Here is a 16697-nt window from a genome sequence, read left to right as displayed (position 1 = left end):
GGCGTCAGACCTTGGTGAGGTCGGTCTTCATCAGCAGCACGTTGTAGTCGTTCCACACCGAAAGGTTCCAATACAGGTCGGTGCCGGTGTTCAGGGTGGACGGCGACCACGGGTGCATCATCGGCGCGTAGATGCCACCGGTCTGCTGCGTCATCAACACCTTGGCCGCCGACCAGGTGCCCTGCGGAGTGTCGGAGGTCCGCATCACGATGTTGTTGGCCGAATCGCCGTACAGCACCACGTATTTCTTGAGGTACCTGTTGTACTGCACGCTCATCTCGCTGACGTTCACACCGGGGTTGGACGCCCCGCAGGCGCCCTGCTCGGGTGCACCGAACACCGGCGTCGCCGCACCGGGGTTGTTGCGGTACCAGCCCGCGGGCGTGCTGCCGAACCAGCCGGTGGTGCCCTTGCTGTAGTAGTCGTACTTGGTGAGGTCGAGGAAGTCCTTCTCCTGCACCCGCGCGAGGTAGGCGGCGCCCTGCCGGCCGTTCGGCGTGCCGTACATGTAGACGTAGCCGTCGCCGGGGCGGACGTAGGCGGCCTGCTGGAAGTTCTGGTTGCCCGTCCACGGCTGGTTGTAGCGGACGGTGGACGGGACGATTTCCCAGTCTTCACCGTTGTTGAACGACCTGGCGACCGCGCTGTACGCGGTGGTCCACGAACCGGACTGGCCCCACTGCGAGACCGCCATGAAGTTCATGTACTGCGCGGTGCCGCCGACGGCGCGGGGGTCGGTCGAGGGCAGGGCGACGCCGGCGGTCGGGATCATCGTGATGCTGCTGGGGAAGCCCGGCGGCAGCTTGTCCAGGCCCAGGAGCTGCCGCGAATACCAGCGGTAGGTGCCCTGGTAGCCGGGCGGCACATCCCACAGCGCCGACCCGCCGAACCAGTTGCCGTTGCCGAACTCACCGTCGGGCACGAAGATGCCGTCCGCGAGGTTCATGTCGGGGCTGCGGAACAGCGTGTTCCAGCGCCACTGCTGGTCGGGGGCCAGCCGGTTGCCGAAGGTGTCGCCGAATGCGATGAGCACCTGGTGTTCGTTCTGCGGTGTCAGCGGATTGTCGGCGATGCCGTTGTCCCAGATGACGCCGACGTCGGTGCCGGAGATCCCCCACCGGGTGAGAGTGTTCTGCGCCGAATTCGGGCCGGTCAGCCAGTTCACCACCGACGTCGACGGGCTCACCACCGCACCCGCGGCCGGCCAGACCGGTGCGGCGGCCGCCGCGGCCATGAGGTAGTTGCCGCTCTGGGCGGCCGTGAGCGCCATGGTCTCCGTCGAGGTGGTGGCGACCGTCGGGCTGAGGAACCGGTCGATCTCGCGGCGCGCGGCCGCGAGCAGCGCCCACGCCAGGGTGGGTTGCGCGCCACCTGCCGGGTTGGTACCGGCGAGCACGTTGGCCACGGCGCCGGTGAGGAAGTCGACCACGCCGCTCACCACGGTCGTGACGGCGGCGATCGGGTTGAACGGCGATGGCGGCGACACGGCGGGCTGGAGGCTGGTGGCCGTCCGCTGGTCGGCCGTCGATGCCTGGGCGAGCGTCTGCACGTTGCCGAACACCGCGATGGCGGCGGTCTGCGGCGCGTCGAGTGTGCCGGGATCAGCGAGTCGGCGGGTCTGGGCGGCGTCGGGAACGGTGACCGTGCGCTGGTCGATCGTGACGCGCGCCGGGTCCGACGCCTTGCCGGGCTCCGTGGCCTTCGATGCCGTGGGCTTGCGTTCCGCGGCGGGTTCCGGCGTGCCGGTTGGTGGCGGGGCGGTGGTCGGCTCCGGTGTCTTGGTCGGTTGCGGGGTGCTGGTCGGCTCCGCCGTCTTGGTCGGTTCAGGGGCGGTGGGGGGTTCCGGGGTGGTGGGGGCCGCCGTGACGCTGCCGGCGGCTTCCTTCGCGAGATCGCGGGCGGCCTTCTCGGCGGCGTCGTCGGCGGTGCTCCCGGACGATGCGGCGTTCGCGGTGCTACCCGACGTCTTGGCGTCGGCGCCGGTCGCCGATGCGTTCGTGTCCTTGCCGCCGGACGTCGTGTCCTTGACGTCGTTCGAGGTTTTGGTGTCGTTCGAGGTTTTCGTGTCGTTCGACGCGCTCGAGGTGTTGGCGGCCGACGAACCGGCGTCGTCGGCCCACGCGACGGCGCCTCCGGTGGCGATCGCGGTGCCGACTCCCAACGCGACGGCCAGCCCGCCGACCCGTCCGACATACGTTGCGGCTGCCATGTCCGTTCCCCTTGAGTCGCGCGTGCCTCACCCTCCCCGATGTGCATTGAAACGCACGAGCAACGGAAGGCGCAGGTGAAAGCTCAGATTGCTCACCTTTCACAAGGGCTTTCGCTCGGCTCAGCCGGTTTCGTTACCGTCGAGGCGCCGCAGTGCGCGGTCGTAGAGGTCAATTGCCTCGTCCAGCCCGTCGTTCACCCAGGCGTCGACGAAGCCGACTTTGCCGGCGACCAGCTGCACCCGATTGAGCCAGCTGCTGAAATCGGCGTCGCGGCGCAGCGCGTCGATCTGGGCGACGGAGCCTTCGATGAGGATGAAACCGCCGAGCTCGATGCTTTGCGGGCGCAGTACCGCGATGCTCGCCTTCTCGATCGTGCCGGCGTCCTCGAGGCCGCGTAGATAGTCGCGGGACTCCTGCAGCAAGGCGAGCGCCTGCCGTTCGCGGCCGAGCGTCGGGATGCCCCACGCCACCCAGAATCCGGCTTGCGCCACGACGTCTCCCTCCGCTGCGGGTCTCGCTCATTGTGCGTCGTGGCTGCGCTGATCGCGGTGTGAACCGCGGCGCGAGGGCGGAGCCCCCTGTCAGGATTGAACTGACGACCGCTCGCTTACAAGGCGAGTGCTCTACCACTGAGCTAAGGAGGCAATGGGTCGCAGCAAGCCTAACGGGTCAGAGCTCGTCGTCCTCGCTGGCGGCGATGATGCGCTCGGACCGCACGGGACGCGGGGCGTAGCGGCTGCGCCGCGGCCGCAGCGGGATGCGGTCGGCGATGTTGCTCAGCGGGTTGACGACGCTTGTCAGCCCGTCGACGGCGTCGTGCAGGGCGTCGACGGTGGGGGCCAGCGCCTGCAGGTTGGGCGCCAGCCGGTTGAGCGTCTCCGCGACGTTGGCGAGCTGATCGAGCGGGCCGTTCTTGGCGGTGAGCTTGTCGACGAGCCCGCCCTCGGCCAGCAGCCGGTCGGCCAGGCCGTCCTCGGCGAGCAACCGCTCCAAGAGCCCGTCCTCGTCGAGCAGCTGGTCGAGGAGCCCGCCGGGCGCCAGGGCCCGCTCCAGTGGGCCGCCCGGGGCGGTCAGCCGGTCCAGCGGACCGTTCGGAGCGGTCAATTGGTCGACGAGCCCGCCGGGGCGCATCAGCCGGTCGATCGGACCGTCGGGCGCCAGTGCCCGGCCCAGCGGCGCGTCGTCGTCGATGAGTCCGGCGATGCGGTTGGCCCGCGCGATGGTGGTGTCGAGGCCGAGCAGGTGCGCCATCGACGGCGGTGCCTGCCGGCCGGCGTCGCCGAGCGAGCGGCGCGTCAGCTCGATGGCACCGGACGCGATCTCCAGCCCGGTGTCGGCGACCGCGACCGTGATCCGGATCGGCGCTGTGGCGAGTGCGAGCAGGCTCCTGCCGACGTCCATCGTTCGAGTGTATGCCGCGTCACATCCGCCGCGGACGACCGGCGAGCGAGCTCGTCGGCCCCGAGCGTGCGCTCGGTGTACGCCCCCGCGGCGTGTCGCCGTACAGACACGCACGCTCGCGGAACATCGGGAGAGTCGGGAGTCAGGCGAGGGCGGCCTTGATCTTCGCCTGCGCCTCGTCGAGGGACTCCGGCGTCGGGTTGGGGTCGGCGCCGGAGATGTCGAAGTTGCCCATCGAGTAGGCGGGGAACACGTGCACGTGCAGGTGCGGCACCTCGAGCCCGGCGATCAACAGCCCGGAGCGCGGTGCGTCGAAGGCGCGCATCACGGCCTGCCCGATCCGCTGCGACAACGCCATCAGGCGACCGAAGACGTCCGGATCGACGTCCTGCCACTGGTCGATCTCGGCGCGCGGCACGATGAGCGTGTGCCCCTGCGTCACGGGCGCGATCGTCAGGAACGCGACGAACTCGTCGTCGGTGTGCACGAAGCGGCCGGGAAGCTCGCCGTTGATGATCTTGGTGAAGACGGTCGCCATGCGCACGAGCATGCTGGCCGCCCGGCGAGGACGCAAGAAACGACCCGTTACGCTCGCCTGCGATGCCGACACTGCAAGCGGACTACCTCGTCATCGGCGCCGGGGCGGTCGGGATGGCGTTCCTGGACACGCTCGTCACCGAGAGCGAGGCGACGGTGGTGGTCGTCGACCGCGGCGACCAGCCGGGCGGCCACTGGAACACCGCCTATCCCTTCGTGCGGCTGCACCAGCCGTCCGCCTACTACGGCGTGAATTCGCTGCGCCTGGACTCCGGCCGGATCGACACCGACGGCCTGAACGCCGGCATGTACGAATTGGCGACCGCCAACGAGATCCGCGCCTACTTCGACCGCGTGATGCGCGCGCTCATCGCGACGGGCCGCGTCAGCTACTTCCCGATGAGCGAGTACGACGGCGACGGCCGCTTCACCACGCTCGCGGGCGAGCAGTACACCGTCGACGTGGCCCGCCGCGTCGTCGACACCACCTACTCGAACGTCGTCGTGCCGTCGATGCGCCCGCCGGCCTGGTCCGTGGCACCGCGCGTCACCTGCGTCGCGGTCAACCTGCTGCCCGCGACGGCCCGCGGCCACGACCGCTACGTCATCGTCGGCGGCGGCAAGACCGGCATGGACGCGCTGCTGTGGCTGCTGCGCCACGGCATCTCACCCGACCGCATCACCTGGATCGTCGCCCGCGACGCCTGGCTGCTGGACCGGGCGAACGTGCAGCCCGGCGCCGAGTTCGTCGAACAGTTCCGCGCGTCGGTCGGCGCCCGCACCGAGGCCATCATGGCCGCGACGTCGGTGCCGGACCTGTACGCGCGGCTGGAGGCCGGCGGCGTCCTGCTGCGGTTGGACACCAACGTCGAGCCGACGATGTACCGCTGCGCCACCGTCACGCAGGCCGAGGTGGCGCAGCTGCGGCGGGTCACCGACGTGGTGCGGCTCGGGCATGTGCGCAGCATCGAGACCGACCGCATCGAGCTGACCGGCGGCACGGTGCCCGCCGACGCGGCCACGACGCTGTTCGTCGACGCGACCAGCGACGGGCTGCGGCCCCGCCCGGAGCTGCCGGTGTTCGACGGCCCGTTGATCACGCCGCAGAGCGTGCGCGCCTGCCAGCAGATCTTCTCCGCGGCGTTCATCGCGCACGTCGAGCTCGCCTACGCCGACGACGCGGTCAGAAACGACCTGTGCCAGGTGATCCGGCTGCCGTACCACTGGTTCGACTGGATCCCGATGACCCACGGCGAGCAGCGCAACGAGATCCGCTGGAGCTTGGAGCCGGAGTTGATGGACTGGCTGGTGGGCTCACGACTCAACGTGCTGGCCGAATTGTTCCGACCCGCGCTGGCGCGTCCGCGCGTCCGTGACCGGGCGATGGAGATGATGCGGGGCGCCCTGACCGCCGCCAACGAGAAGCTCGAAGCGCTGGCGGCGGAACTGGGCGCCGATCACCAGATCGGTACGGGCGCTTCGCCGATCGGGTAGTAGCCGGGCAGCTTCTCGCCGGCCAGGCTGCGCTCGATGCGCTTCTGCATCGTCGGCGTGAGGTCGCCGGACTCGATGAGCTTCAGGAACGCCTTCTGCACGTGGCCGAAGTCGAAGAAGTCGCGCTGCCACTCGATGAGGAGCTGGTGGTCGAGCCGGAACCAGCTGCCGCCGATGCCGTAGATCTCGGTTTGCGTGCCGTCGGAGCGGTGGGCGATCTGCTTCCAGAAGCCGACGATCTCGTTCTGCTTGTCGTCGATGAGCACCTTTTGGTACTCGTACACCCAGTTCTCCAGGCCTTCCATCTCCAAACCCAGTGCGGTGTCGCGGATTTCGTTGCGGCCGATGCACATGACGTCTTCCTTGGGGCCGATGTTCCAGCCGTAGGTGGCGTCCTCGGCGTAGAACTCTGCGAGCCCCCGCCAGTCGCCGATGCGCTCGGCTTCACGGTTGGCGTCCAGCCACCGCTGCACCCAGTCCTCGAGCTGCTCTCGACTCGCCATCGCCGATCCCTTCCCTAGTCCTGATCCCGAAGCAGCAGCGCCTGCGTCGGGCACATCTCGACGGCCCGCGCCACGTCGTCGCGGTCCTCGTCGGGGCCGGTCTCCGCCAACACCTCCACCGTGCCGCGTTTCGGAACCCGGAAGTAGTCCGGCGCCTCCAGTTCGCACATGGCGTGGCCTTGGCACAGGTCGCGGTCGAGCTCGATCCGGAACCCCATCGTCATCAGGCCTTGCGGCGCCGGCGGTAGCGGACCTTCGCCGGCCGCTCGAGCTGGACGACCATCTTCGAGTGGTCGTTGCGGTAGCTGTCGGCCGGCTGGGCCATCTCCAACTCGTACTCGCGCAACAGCACCGAGAAGATCGCCTTGATCTGCATGGTGGCGAACGCCGCGCCGACACAGCGGTGCCGGCCCGCGCCGAACGGAATCCACGTCCAGCGGTGTGCGAGGTCGGCCTGCTCGGGCTTGTCGTAGCGCTCGGGCCGGAACGCGTCTGGGTCCGGGAAGTCCTCGGGGATCCGGTTCGAGATCGCCGGGGACGCGGCGACGAAATCGCCCTTGTGGATGGGGAAGCCGGCGACCTCGAACTCGCCCTGCGCCACGCGCATCAGGATGATCAGCGGCGGGTGCAGCCGCAGTGTCTCCTTGACGACGTTGTCGAGCATCGGAATCTGCCGCAGCGCATGGAAACTCACCTCCTGGCCGTCGGCGTAGAGCTCGTCGAGTTCGGCCTGCACCCGGGCGTACACGTCGGGATGGCGGAGCAGCTCGATCAGCGTCCACGACGACGTTCCGGAGCTGGTGTGGTGCCCGGCGAACATCAGCGAGATGAACATGCCGGTGATCTCGTCGGCCGAGAAGCGCAGGTTGCCGTCCTCGTCGCGGATCGACACCAGCACGTCGAGCATGTCGCGGTCGGCTTTGTCCCGCGGCGGGTTCGCAACCCGCTGGTCCATGATCTCCTGCACCAGCGCGACGAGTTTCACGCGCGCTTCGTCGCGGCGCCGAAAGCTCTCGATGGGCAGGTACGGGTCGACATAGCACAGCGGATCGGTGCCGCGCTCCAGGTCGTGGTAGTACTCGGCGAACCGGTGGTCGAGCTGCTCGCGGAACTTCAGCCCGATCAGGCACGCGGTCGAGGTGTAGATGGTCAGCTCGGCGAAGAAGTCGAGCAGTTCGATCTCGCCCTCGTCGCCCCAGCCGGCGATCATCTTCTTCACCTCGCCCTCGATGGTCGTGGCGTGGCTCTTCATGTGCTCGCCGCGCAGCGCGGAGTTGTGCAGCATCTCCTTGCGCCGCTCGGGACTGGCGTCGAACACCACGCCCTTGCCGAAGATCGGCGTCATGAACGGATACGCCTCGGCCTGGTCGAGATCCTCGTCGGACGACCGGAAGAAGAACTCGTTGGCCTCGGCGCCCGACAGCAGGATCACGTGCTTGTCGACGAGCTGGAACCAGCCGACGTCCCCGCACTCCTCGCGCACCCGCTTCATCAACCCGATCGGGTCGGTGCGGAACTCCTCGAGGTGGCCGTGCTCCTCCGCGCCGCCGGAGACCCGGGGGACGGTCGCGGTAGTGGTCATGGCCGGTTCTCCTCGGTCAATCTCAGTTGCTTGCGGTCGGCGGGAGCACTCGCCAGTGGTGCTTCCGGCTGCAGCTCCATGTTGGCGATGAAGCCGCCGCGCGGTGTCTGCGCGACGAACGTGATCGCGCGCGCAAGGTCTGCGGCGCGCAGGAAATAGTCGTGGCGCGCCTGACCCCACTTCGCCCAATCCTCCAGCGCCGGACCGATCTTCTCGGCGGGCAGGCTCCAGCCCATCGACGTCTTCGTCGGCCCGGGATGGACGACCGACGCGCGGACGCCGGTGCCTTCGAGCTCCATCTGGAAGTTGTTCACCATCGCCACCAGCGCGGCCTTCGCGGCGCCGTAGGCGCCCATGTGCGGACGCTGACGCAACGCGACGTCGGAGCCGACGAAGATCAGGTCTCCCCGCCGGCGCTCCAGCATGCCCGGCAGTACCGCCGAGGCCAGCCGGAAGGCGCCAACCAGATGGATCTGCAGCTGCGACTCGAACTCGTCGCCCGCGATCTCGGCGAGCTTGCCGAAATAGGTGTCGCCCGCGCCGGCGACGAGCACCTCGATGTCGCCGAGCGCCTCGGTCGCCTGCGCGACGAACGACGTCACCGAGCTCGGGTCGGTGACGTCGAGGTGGAAGCCGACGGCCTCGCCGCCGTCGGCGTTGATCTTGCCGACGATCTCGGCCAGCTTCTCGACCCGCCGCGCGCCGAGCGCCACCGGAAACCCGCGGCGGGCCAGTTCGATCGCGGTGGCCTCGCCGATCCCGGAGGAGGCGCCGGCCACGATCGCGGGCCGGCGGTCGGGCAGCGGGTCGAAACGGGGCATTACCGGGCCTCCACGCTGATCGGAAGATGAGCGAATCCGCGGACATTGCTGGAGTGGACGCGGACGGCGTTGGCCTCGTCGACCTCGTATCCGCGGATTCGCTTGAACAACTCGGCGAGCGCCACCCGCGCTTCCATGCGCGCGAGGTGCGCGCCGAGGCAGAAGTGGGCGCCGCTGCCGAAACTCAGGAGTCTGGAACCGATCTCGCGGCCGATGCGGTAGTCGTCGGGGGCGTCGAACACCCGCTCGTCGCGGTGCGCCGAGCCGGGCAGCAGCAGCACCACGTCACCCGGCGGAATCGTGGTGTCGTACAGCGTGAGGTCGCCGACGACGGTACGCGCCAGGATCTGGCTGGAGGTGTCGTAGCGCAGGGTCTCCTCGACCCACAGCGGCACCCGATCGAGGTCGTCGTAGACCGGCGCCAGTTGGTCTGGGTTGCGGTGGCCCCAGAACGCGGCGTTGGCAAGGAGTTTGGTGGTGGTCTCGTTGCCGGCGATGACCATCAGGAACATGAAGCCGAGGATCTCGTCGTCGGTGAGCCGGTCGCCGTCGATCTCGGCGTGCAGCAGCGCGGTCGTCAGGTCGTCGGTGGGGTGCGTGCGCCGTTCGGCGACCATCTGCTGGTAGTAGACGATCAGGTTCAGCGACGCCTCGATCGCGGCCGGCGGGACGTCGGTGACGCCCTCGTCGCGGTGCATGACGCCGTCGGCCCACGCGCGCACCTGGTCGCGGTCGGCGTGCGGCACCCCCATCAGCTCGGAGATGACGTCCATCGGCAGCTTGCCCGCGAACTCGTCGACGTAGTCGACCGTGCTCCCCGGGGACGACGCGGCCTTCGCCAGCAGGACGTCCAGGTGGTGGTGGGCGATCTCGGTGACGCGGGGTTCCAGTTCGCGGATGCGGCGCGGCGTGAAGCCCTTCGAGACCAGCGTGCGCAGCCGCAGGTGCGCCGGGTCGTCCATCGCCAGGAACGACATGGTCTTCGATGCGTGCGGACCGCGCGACGCCGGGTCGAGGGAGACGCCGAACTTGTTGGAGAGAGCAGCGCTGTTGCGGAAGCCCGCCAGCACGTCGGCGTGCCGCGACAGCGCCCAGAAGCCGAGCTGGTCGTTGCGGTATAGCGGGGCCTCGTCGCGCAGCCGGCGGTAGTAGGGGTACGGATCCTCGTGGAAGTCGTAGTCGTAGGGGTCGAGCACCAGGTCTACGGTGCCGCCCGCAGCGTTGCCGCTCATGCACTGTCTCCCAGGATGATGCCGACCGCATACGCCATCCGGTCGGTGATCTGGCGGTAACCGACCACGCCGCTGCCGGCCTGCACGAGCGCGCCGAAGAACATCATCTCCAGCGCGGCGACCGTGCGCGGGTCGGCGTCGGGCCCGATCGCCGAGGTGATGCGGCGGTGGATCTCGCCGCCGATCCGGTCGCGGACCCGGTGCACCGCGGGGTCGCTGCTGCTGAGCAGTGCGGTGGTGCACGCGGCCGCCACCTCGGGCTCGTCGGCCACCACCAGGGCGAGCGTGCGCAGGGCGTTGACCACGCGGGTGGTCTTGGCGTCGTTGACGTCGGTGAAGTACGGCACCTGCTTGATCAGGTCGTAGTACACCTCGGCGATCAGGTGGTTCTTCGACGAGAAGTAGGTGTAGGCCGTCGCCGGGGCGACCTTGGCGCGCGCCGCGACCGCGCGCACCGTCACATCGGAATACGACGACTCCCGCAGCATCTCGACACCGGCGGCGAGCACCCTGCGGAACGTCTCCTGCTGACGCCGGTTGCGCCGGGGGTCGCCCGTCTCGCGTGTGATCGCCACCACCGGCTTGCTGGACACATGTCCAAATTAGCGGACCCGGATATCCAGGGCAACCCCGCAGCTCATCCACCTGATGCTTGCGACAGGCTGGTGGTGAGGGCTATCTTCGAGCCGTCTACGCCGGACAGTTGTCCAGCATCCTCGATCGGAGACCGCCATGCCCCTGCTGCCCGACCGCCGCAGCGACCTGCTGATCGGCGGCGCACTGGTCGGCGGCGGTGCCGGCACGTTCGAGACCCGCAACCCAGCCACCGAGGAGGTGCTCGGCGTCGCCGCCGACGCCGACGCCGCCGATATGGACCGCGCGATCGAGGCCGCGCGCACCGCGTTCGACACCACGGCCTGGTCCACCGACACCGCGCTGCGGGTGCGATGCATCCGGCAGTTGCAGCAGGCGATGCGCGACCACATCGAGGACCTGCGGGAGCTGACGATCGCGGAGGTCGGTGCCCCGCGGATGCTGACCTCAGCGGCCCAGCTCGAAGGGCCCGTCGAAGACCTCAGCTTCTGCGCCGACACCGCCGAGTCCTACTCCTGGACCACCGATCTCGGCATCGCAGCACCGATGGGCATCAAGACCCATCGCACCGTCGCGCGGGAGGCGGTCGGTGTGGTCGGCGCGATCACCCCGTGGAATTTCCCGCACCAGATCAACCTGGCCAAGATCGGGCCGGCGCTCGCGGCGGGAAACACGTTGGTGCTCAAGCCCGCTCCCGACACCCCGTGGGCGGCCGCGGTGCTCGGGGCGCTGATCGTCGAGCACACCGACTTCCCGCCGGGTGTCGTCAACATCGTCACCTCGAGCGATCACCGCGTCGGCGCGCTGCTGTCGACGGATCCCCGCGTCGACATGGTGTCCTTCACCGGGTCGACGAACACCGGGCGGGCGGTGATGTCGGACAGCGCCGCCACGCTGAAGAAGGTGTTCCTGGAACTCGGCGGCAAGTCGGCGTTCCTGGTGCTCGACGACGCCGACCTCGCGGGCGCCTGCTCGATGGCGGCGTTCACCGCGGCCATGCACGCCGGCCAGGGATGTGCGATCACCACCCGGCTCGTGGTGCCGCGCGGGCGGTACGACGAGGCCGTCGACGCCGCCGCGGGCACGATGGCGGGTCTGAGGCCGGGCGACCCGAACGATCCCGGCACCGTCTGCGGCCCGGTGATCTCGGCGCGCCAGCGTGACCGCGTCCAGGGCTACCTCGACTCGGCGGTCGCCGAGGGTGGCCGGTTCGCTTGCGGCGGAGGCAGTCCCGCCGACCGCGACCGCGGGTTCTTCATCGAGCCGACGGTGATCGCCGGGCTCGACAACACCGCGAAGGTCGCCCGCGAGGAGATCTTCGGTCCGGTGCTGACGGTGATCGGCCACGACGGCGACGACGACGCGGTGCGCATCGCCAACGACTCGCCCTACGGCCTGAGCGGCACCGTGTTCTCCGGCGACGAGGACCGCGCGGCCGGTGTCGCCGCGCGCCTGCGGGTCGGCACCGTCAACATCAACGGCGGCGTCTGGTATTCGGCGGACATGCCGTTCGGTGGCTACAAGCAGTCCGGCATCGGCCGGGAGATGGGGCTCGCCGGGTTCGAGGAGTACCTCGAGATCAAGGCCATAGCCAGGGCAGCGAACTAGGAGAACGCCAGTGGGCCGGTACGGCAACGATTTTCAGGACAAGGTAGCCATCGTCACCGGCGCCGGCGGCGGCATCGGACAGGCGTACGCCGAGGGCCTCGCGCGGGAAGGCGCCGCAGTCGTCGTAGCCGACATCAACGTCGAGGGCGCGCAGCGCGTCGTCGACGGCATCAAGGGTGAGGGCGGCAGCGCGCTCGCGGTCCGGGTCGACGTGTCGGATCCCGAGTCGGCGAAAGAGATGGCCGCGCAGACGCTCTCGGAGTTCGGCGGCATCGACTACCTGGTGAACAACGCGGCGATCTTCGGCGGCATGAAGTTGGACTTCCTGATCACCGTCGACTGGGACTACTACAAGCGCTTCATGAGCGTGAACCTCGACGGGGCACTGGTGTGCACGCGGGCGGTGTACCGCAAGATGGCCAAGCGAGGTGGCGGGGCGATCGTCAACCAGTCGTCCACCGCGGCGTGGCTGTACTCGAACTATTACGGGCTGGCCAAGGTCGGCATCAACGGGCTGACGCAGCAGCTGGCCACCGAGCTGGGCGGGCAGCGCATCCGGGTCAACGCCATCGCGCCCGGACCCATCAACACCGAGGCCAACCGCACCACGACGCCACCGGAGATGGTGGCCGACATCGTCAAGAACATCCCGCTGAGCCGGATGGGTGAGCCGGAGGACCTCGTCGGCATGTGCTTGTTCCTGCTGAGCGACCAGGCGAGCTGGATCACGGGGCAGATCTTCAACGTCGACGGCGGGCAGATCATCCGATGAGCGCTTGCGCGAAGAGCAATGGACTCCCGATGAGCGCTTGCGCGAAGAGCAATGGACGGCGCTCATGACGTACGGCTACATCGGCCTCGGGAACATGGGTGCGCCCATGGCGTCGCGGCTGACCGGCTGGCCCGGCGGGCTGGTGGTCTTCGACCTGCGCGCCGAGGCGATGGCCCCGCTCGTCGAGGCGGGCGCAGCGGCGGCGGCCGACGTCGCAGGCGTGGCCGACGCCGAGATCATCAGCGTCACGGTGCTCGACGACGAGCAGGTGCGCAGCGTGGTCGCGGAGCTGGCGGCGCACGCTGCGCCCGGCACGGTGATCGCGATCCACTCGACGATCAGCCCCGAGACCGCGGAGTCGCTGGCCGCCGAGCACCACTCGCGCGGCATCTTCGTCGTCGACGCCCCGGTGTCCGGGGGCGGTGCGGCCGCGGCGAACGGCGAGTTGGCCGTGATGGTGGGCGCCGACCGCGCGGTCTACGAGCGCGTCAAGCCGGCGTTCAAGCAGTTCGCGTCGATGGTGATCCACGCGGGTGCGCCGGGGGCGGGCACGCGGATGAAGTTGGCGCGCAACATGTTGTCCTTCACCGGCTACGCCGCGGCCTGCGAGGCGATGGCGCTGGCGGCGGCCAACGGGATCGACCTGCAGCAGCTCGGTCGCGTCGTGCGGCACACCGACGCGTTGACCGGCGGACCCGGCGCGATCATGGTGCGCGACGACATGTCGGACCTGGCGCCCGACCATTTCCTGTACGGATCCTTCACGCACGCGCGCGATCTCGGTGAGAAGGACCTCGGCTTGGCGTTGGCGCTCGGTGAGCGCGCCGGGGTGGACCTGCCGCTGGCGCAGTTGGCGCGGCAGAGTTTGGCCGCCGGCCTCGGCGTACCGCACACGAAGGAGTAGCGATGGACGAACTGCGCCGCAAGGGCCTCGACAGGATGAACGAGGTGTACGGCTGGGAGATGCCGGACATGCCGGGCGACTACTTCGCGCTGACCGCCGACCACCTGTTCGGCACCATCTGGACGCGGCCGGGGCTCTCGATGCGGGACAAGCGGATCATGACGCTGACCGTCGTCACCGCGCTCGGCATCACCGACCTGGCGGAGATCCAGGCCAACGCCGCCCTCGCCAACGACGAGCTCACCGAGGACGAGCTGAAGGAGATGGCGATCTTCCTGACCCACTACCTCGGCTTCCCGCTCGGGTCCAAGCTCGACGGTGTGGTGACGAAGGTGGCCAAGCAGCGGCGGAAAGCCGCCCCGCAGGGCGAGGACAAGAAGGCGAACGTCAACGCCGCGCTGCACATGCACTCCGGGAGCAGCCTCGATGAGCAGTAGGTACGCGGCGCTGTCCCGCCGGCGGCTCGCCACCCTGGTGCCCGAGCTGCTGCTGATCGGGCAGCTGATCGACCGGTCCGGGATGGCGTGGTGCATCAGCAGGTTCGGCCGTCCCGAAATGCTGCAGATCGCCATCGAGGAGTGGATGGGTGCCAGCCCGATCTACACCCGTCGCATGCAGCGCGCGCTGAACTACGTCGGCGACGACGTCATCACCATCTTCAAGGGCCTGCAGCTCGACATCGGCGCGCCGCCGCAGTTCATGGACTTCCGCTACGTCGTCCACGACCGTTGGCACGGCGAGTTCCATCTCGACCACTGCGGCGCGTTGCTCGACGTCGAACCGATGGGCGAGGACTACGTCCGCGGCATGTGCCACGACATCGAGGACCCGACCTTCGACGCCACGGCCGTCGCCACCAACCGCCGCTGCCGGATCCGGCCCATCCACCGGCCACCGCGGGTACCCGCCGACCGGCATCCGCACTGTGCGTGGACGGTGACCATCGACGAGTCGCACCCGGAGGTCGCCGACCACCCGCACCTGGCGCAGGTGCAGGCCAGCGCCGCCGCGAACCTGGAGCTGGACCCCATCGAGCCGGCCGGCGACGGCCGGGCCGACTACTCCGGTCCGTTGCTGTCCGACTTCGACTTCGCCGCCTACTCGCACGCGGCGCTGGTCCGCATGGCCGACGAGGTGTGCCTGCAGATGCACCTGCTGAACCTGTCGTTCGGGATCGCGGTACGCAAGCGCGCCGGCGGCCTGGACGATGCAGCGGCGGTGGCGCACGACATCTGCACCCGACAGCTGATCGGCCTCGCGGGGATCGCCGCCGAGCGGATCCACCGGGCGCTCGGCCTGCCGAAAGGCGTCGACGGCGCGGTCGAGGTGCTGCGGGTGCACCCGCTGTTCAACCCCGCCGCCTACGTCGACGCCGAGTTCGGGCCCGACAGTGTGACGGTGCGGCCGTCACCCGCCCACGACGACGGTGCCTGGGTGTCGCTGGTGACGCCGGACGAGGTGCGGCCGCTGCAGGCCGCCGTCCGCGCGGTCGACCCGCGCCTCGACGTCGAGCTTGCGGGCACACCGACCGACTGGACCGCCCGGGTCGTCGAACGGGAGGCGCCCGCCGAGGAGTTCGGCGAGGTCGCGGTGGCCAAGGTCAGCGGGGGAGCGACGTTCGAGTTCGAGCCGCGGCATTCGCTGCCGCTGACGGTGGTCTGATCGATCGCCGAGACTACTGTTCTCGCCGCTCTTCCGGCCTGGTGACGGCAAGAACGGTGTTCTCGCGGCGGGGTCGTTAGGGTGAACGCCGTGCACGTCCTGGTGATCGGTTCCGGTGCTCGGGAACATGCGCTGGTGAGCGCCCTGCGGCGCGACCCGGGGGTCGACGGGCTGTCCATCGCGCCGGGCAACGCCGGTACCGCCGCGGTCGCCGACCAGCGGTCGGTGGACATCACCGACGGTGCGGCCGTCGCCGCGCTCGCCCGCGACGTCGGCGCCGACCTCGTCGTGATCGGGCCGGAGGTGCCGCTGGTGCTCGGGGTCGCCGACGCGGTCCGCGCCGCCGGCATCGCCTGTTTCGGGCCCAGTGCGGACGCGGCCCGCATCGAGGGCTCCAAGGCGTTCGCCAAGGACGTCATGACCGCCGCCGGCGTGCGGACCGCTCGCAGCGAGATCGTCGACAATCCCGCTCACCTCGATGCCGCGCTCGACCGGTTCGGTCCGCCCGGCGATCAGGCGTGGGTGGTCAAGGACGACGGGCTCGCTGCCGGCAAGGGCGTCGTCGTCACCGCCGACCGCCATACCGCCCGGGCGCACGCCGCGGGTCTGCTCGACGGCGGGCACCCGGTGCTGCTCGAATCCTTCCTCGACGGGCCCGAGGTGTCGTTGCTGTGCGTCGTCGACGGCGAGACGGTGGTGCCGCTGCCGCCCGCGCAGGACTTCAAGCGGGTCGGCGACGGCGACAGCGGCCCCAACACCGGCGGCATGGGCGCCTACGCGCCGCTGCCCTGGCTGCCCGCCGACACGTTCGCGTCCATCGTCGACGACATCGTGACACCCGTTGCCGCAGAACTCGTCTCGCGCGGCACGCCGTTCTCCGGGGTGCTGTACGCCGGGCTCGCGATCACCTCGAGCGGGCCCGCGGTCGTCGAGTTCAACTGCCGATTCGGTGATCCCGAGACCCAAGCCGTGCTGGCGCTGCTCGACTCGCCGCTGTCCGAGTTGCTCTTCGCCGCCGCCACCGGCACGCTCGCAACCGCCCCGCCGCCGCGCTTCGCCGACGGCGCCGCGGTCACCGTCGTCCTCGCCGCCGAGAACTATCCCGGCCGGCCGCGGCTCGGCGACGTCATCACCGGCGCCGACGCGCCCGGTGTGCTGCACGCCGGCACCGCCCGCCGCGACGACGGGACGATCGTCTCGGCGGGCGGCCGGGTGTTGTCGGTGGTCGGCACCGGCGCCGACCTCGCCGCCGCCCGCACGGCGGCCTACGACCTGCTGGGCGCTGTGAAGCTGCCCGGCGGCCACTACCGCACCGACATCGCGCTGGCCGCCGCGCAGGGCCGCGTCGGCATCGGGCGTTAGCGGTCGCGGACCGCG

The 16697-nt window shown here is 69.8% G+C and carries 17 protein-coding genes and 1 tRNA gene; 7 read left to right on the top strand and 11 right to left on the bottom strand.

The genetic code is table 11. The features are described 5' to 3' along the window. Window positions 1-4 precede the first annotated feature (4 nt). The 5 genes from LV457_RS03395 to LV457_RS03375 form a co-directional block, all read right to left on the bottom strand. Window positions 5-2209: a DUF4185 domain-containing protein gene (locus tag LV457_RS03395; RefSeq protein WP_232168993.1), complete on the bottom strand. Its 2205-nt coding sequence runs from the start codon at window positions 2207-2209 to the stop codon at window positions 5-7. Between the two features lie 120 nt (window positions 2210-2329). Then, window positions 2330-2680 carry a hypothetical protein gene (locus LV457_RS03390; protein WP_308192159.1) on the bottom strand — a complete coding sequence of 117 codons (351 nt, stop codon included), beginning with the start codon at window positions 2678-2680 and terminating at the stop codon, window positions 2330-2332. A 102-nt stretch (window positions 2681-2782) separates the two neighbouring features. Next, window positions 2783-2854: transfer RNA gene (locus tag LV457_RS03385), tRNA-Thr, on the bottom strand. Window positions 2855-2879: 25 nt separating this feature from the next. After that, a complete protein-coding gene (locus LV457_RS03380; protein WP_232168991.1) occupies window positions 2880-3611 on the bottom strand; it encodes a hypothetical protein in 732 nt (243 codons plus the stop codon). Between the two features lie 142 nt (window positions 3612-3753). Next, window positions 3754-4149, bottom strand: a complete 396-nt coding sequence (locus tag LV457_RS03375) for an HIT family protein (RefSeq protein WP_232168990.1) — start codon at window positions 4147-4149, stop codon at window positions 3754-3756. A gap of 62 nt (window positions 4150-4211) precedes the next feature. Here LV457_RS03375 and LV457_RS03370 point away from each other — a divergent pair, with 62 nt between their 5' ends. Beyond that, complete coding sequence (locus tag LV457_RS03370; RefSeq protein ID WP_232168989.1) at window positions 4212-5642, top strand: NAD(P)-binding protein; 1431 nt, start codon at window positions 4212-4214, stop codon at window positions 5640-5642. Here the strand turns inward: LV457_RS03370 and LV457_RS03365 are convergent. From LV457_RS03365 to LV457_RS03340, 6 genes are read right to left on the bottom strand one after another with little or no spacing between them, the layout of a single operon-like run. Next, window positions 5606-6145, bottom strand: a complete 540-nt coding sequence (locus LV457_RS03365; RefSeq protein ID WP_232168988.1) for a nuclear transport factor 2 family protein — start codon at window positions 6143-6145, stop codon at window positions 5606-5608. The two genes, LV457_RS03370 and LV457_RS03365, sit on opposite strands and share 37 nt — an antisense overlap. A gap of 14 nt (window positions 6146-6159) precedes the next feature. Beyond that, window positions 6160-6363, bottom strand: coding sequence for a ferredoxin (locus LV457_RS03360; RefSeq protein WP_232169229.1), 204 nt, complete (start codon window positions 6361-6363; stop codon window positions 6160-6162). A 5-nt stretch (window positions 6364-6368) separates the two neighbouring features. Next, the gene (locus LV457_RS03355; RefSeq protein WP_232168987.1) at window positions 6369-7727 is read right to left on the bottom strand and encodes a cytochrome P450; all 1359 of its coding nucleotides are present in this window, start codon (window positions 7725-7727) and stop codon (window positions 6369-6371) included. Next, the gene (locus tag LV457_RS03350) at window positions 7724-8548 is read right to left on the bottom strand and encodes an SDR family oxidoreductase (RefSeq protein ID WP_232168985.1); all 825 of its coding nucleotides are present in this window, start codon (window positions 8546-8548) and stop codon (window positions 7724-7726) included. The genes LV457_RS03355 and LV457_RS03350 overlap by 4 nt, the downstream gene beginning before the upstream one ends. Beyond that, window positions 8548-9780, bottom strand: coding sequence for a cytochrome P450 (locus tag LV457_RS03345; protein ID WP_232168984.1), 1233 nt, complete (start codon window positions 9778-9780; stop codon window positions 8548-8550). The genes LV457_RS03350 and LV457_RS03345 overlap by 1 nt, the downstream gene beginning before the upstream one ends. Further along, the gene (locus LV457_RS03340) at window positions 9777-10373 is read right to left on the bottom strand and encodes a TetR/AcrR family transcriptional regulator (protein WP_232168983.1); all 597 of its coding nucleotides are present in this window, start codon (window positions 10371-10373) and stop codon (window positions 9777-9779) included. The genes LV457_RS03345 and LV457_RS03340 overlap by 4 nt, the downstream gene beginning before the upstream one ends. Window positions 10374-10512: 139 nt before the next feature. On the opposite strand from LV457_RS03340, the gene LV457_RS03335 reads away from it, so the two are divergent. From LV457_RS03335 to purD, 6 genes are all read left to right on the top strand, one after another. After that, the gene (locus LV457_RS03335; RefSeq protein WP_232168982.1) at window positions 10513-11982 is read left to right on the top strand and encodes an aldehyde dehydrogenase; all 1470 of its coding nucleotides are present in this window, start codon (window positions 10513-10515) and stop codon (window positions 11980-11982) included. A 10-nt stretch (window positions 11983-11992) separates the two neighbouring features. Beyond that, a complete protein-coding gene (locus tag LV457_RS03330; protein WP_232168981.1) occupies window positions 11993-12754 on the top strand; it encodes an SDR family oxidoreductase in 762 nt (253 codons plus the stop codon). A 64-nt stretch (window positions 12755-12818) separates the two neighbouring features. Then, window positions 12819-13658 (top strand): NAD(P)-dependent oxidoreductase, encoded by an 840-nt coding sequence (locus LV457_RS03325; RefSeq protein WP_232168980.1) that lies wholly within the window; start codon window positions 12819-12821, stop codon window positions 13656-13658. Window positions 13659-13660: 2 nt separating this feature from the next. Next, window positions 13661-14095, top strand: a complete 435-nt coding sequence (locus LV457_RS03320; RefSeq protein WP_232168979.1) for a carboxymuconolactone decarboxylase family protein — start codon at window positions 13661-13663, stop codon at window positions 14093-14095. Continuing rightward, a complete protein-coding gene (locus LV457_RS03315) occupies window positions 14085-15320 on the top strand; it encodes a hypothetical protein (RefSeq protein ID WP_232168977.1) in 1236 nt (411 codons plus the stop codon). The genes LV457_RS03320 and LV457_RS03315 overlap by 11 nt, the downstream gene beginning before the upstream one ends. Window positions 15321-15410: 90 nt before the next feature. Beyond that, window positions 15411-16682 carry a phosphoribosylamine--glycine ligase gene (gene purD, locus LV457_RS03310; RefSeq protein ID WP_232168976.1) on the top strand — a complete coding sequence of 424 codons (1272 nt, stop codon included), beginning with the start codon at window positions 15411-15413 and terminating at the stop codon, window positions 16680-16682. Window positions 16683-16697 lie beyond the last annotated feature (15 nt).

Source organism: Mycobacterium sp. MYCO198283 (genome assembly GCF_021213805.1).
In the GTDB taxonomy this organism is placed as follows: domain Bacteria; phylum Actinomycetota; class Actinomycetes; order Mycobacteriales; family Mycobacteriaceae; genus Mycobacterium.
This window is presented reverse-complemented; position numbering and strand designations above follow the sequence as displayed.

Bases quoted from the DNA above. Each gene is read 5' to 3' on its own strand.
- LV457_RS03395 (WP_232168993.1), bottom strand. From the start codon at position 2,209: ATGGCAGCCGCAACGTATGTCGGACGGGTCGGCGGGCTGGCCGTCGCG.
- LV457_RS03380 (WP_232168991.1), bottom strand. From the start codon at position 3,611: ATGGACGTCGGCAGGAGCCTGCTCGCACTCGCCACAGCGCCGATCCGG.
- LV457_RS03375 (WP_232168990.1), bottom strand. From the start codon at position 4,149: ATGGCGACCGTCTTCACCAAGATCATCAACGGCGAGCTTCCCGGCCGC.
- LV457_RS03370 (WP_232168989.1), top strand. From the start codon at position 4,212: ATGCCGACACTGCAAGCGGACTACCTCGTCATCGGCGCCGGGGCGGTC.
- LV457_RS03365 (WP_232168988.1), bottom strand. From the start codon at position 6,145: ATGGCGAGTCGAGAGCAGCTCGAGGACTGGGTGCAGCGGTGGCTGGAC.
- LV457_RS03360 (WP_232169229.1), bottom strand. From the start codon at position 6,363: ATGGGGTTCCGGATCGAGCTCGACCGCGACCTGTGCCAAGGCCACGCC.
- LV457_RS03355 (WP_232168987.1), bottom strand. From the start codon at position 7,727: ATGACCACTACCGCGACCGTCCCCCGGGTCTCCGGCGGCGCGGAGGAG.
- LV457_RS03350 (WP_232168985.1), bottom strand. From the start codon at position 8,548: ATGCCCCGTTTCGACCCGCTGCCCGACCGCCGGCCCGCGATCGTGGCC.
- LV457_RS03345 (WP_232168984.1), bottom strand. From the start codon at position 9,780: ATGAGCGGCAACGCTGCGGGCGGCACCGTAGACCTGGTGCTCGACCCC.
- LV457_RS03335 (WP_232168982.1), top strand. From the start codon at position 10,513: ATGCCCCTGCTGCCCGACCGCCGCAGCGACCTGCTGATCGGCGGCGCA.
- LV457_RS03325 (WP_232168980.1), top strand. From the start codon at position 12,819: ATGACGTACGGCTACATCGGCCTCGGGAACATGGGTGCGCCCATGGCG.
- LV457_RS03320 (WP_232168979.1), top strand. From the start codon at position 13,661: ATGGACGAACTGCGCCGCAAGGGCCTCGACAGGATGAACGAGGTGTAC.
- LV457_RS03315 (WP_232168977.1), top strand. From the start codon at position 14,085: ATGAGCAGTAGGTACGCGGCGCTGTCCCGCCGGCGGCTCGCCACCCTG.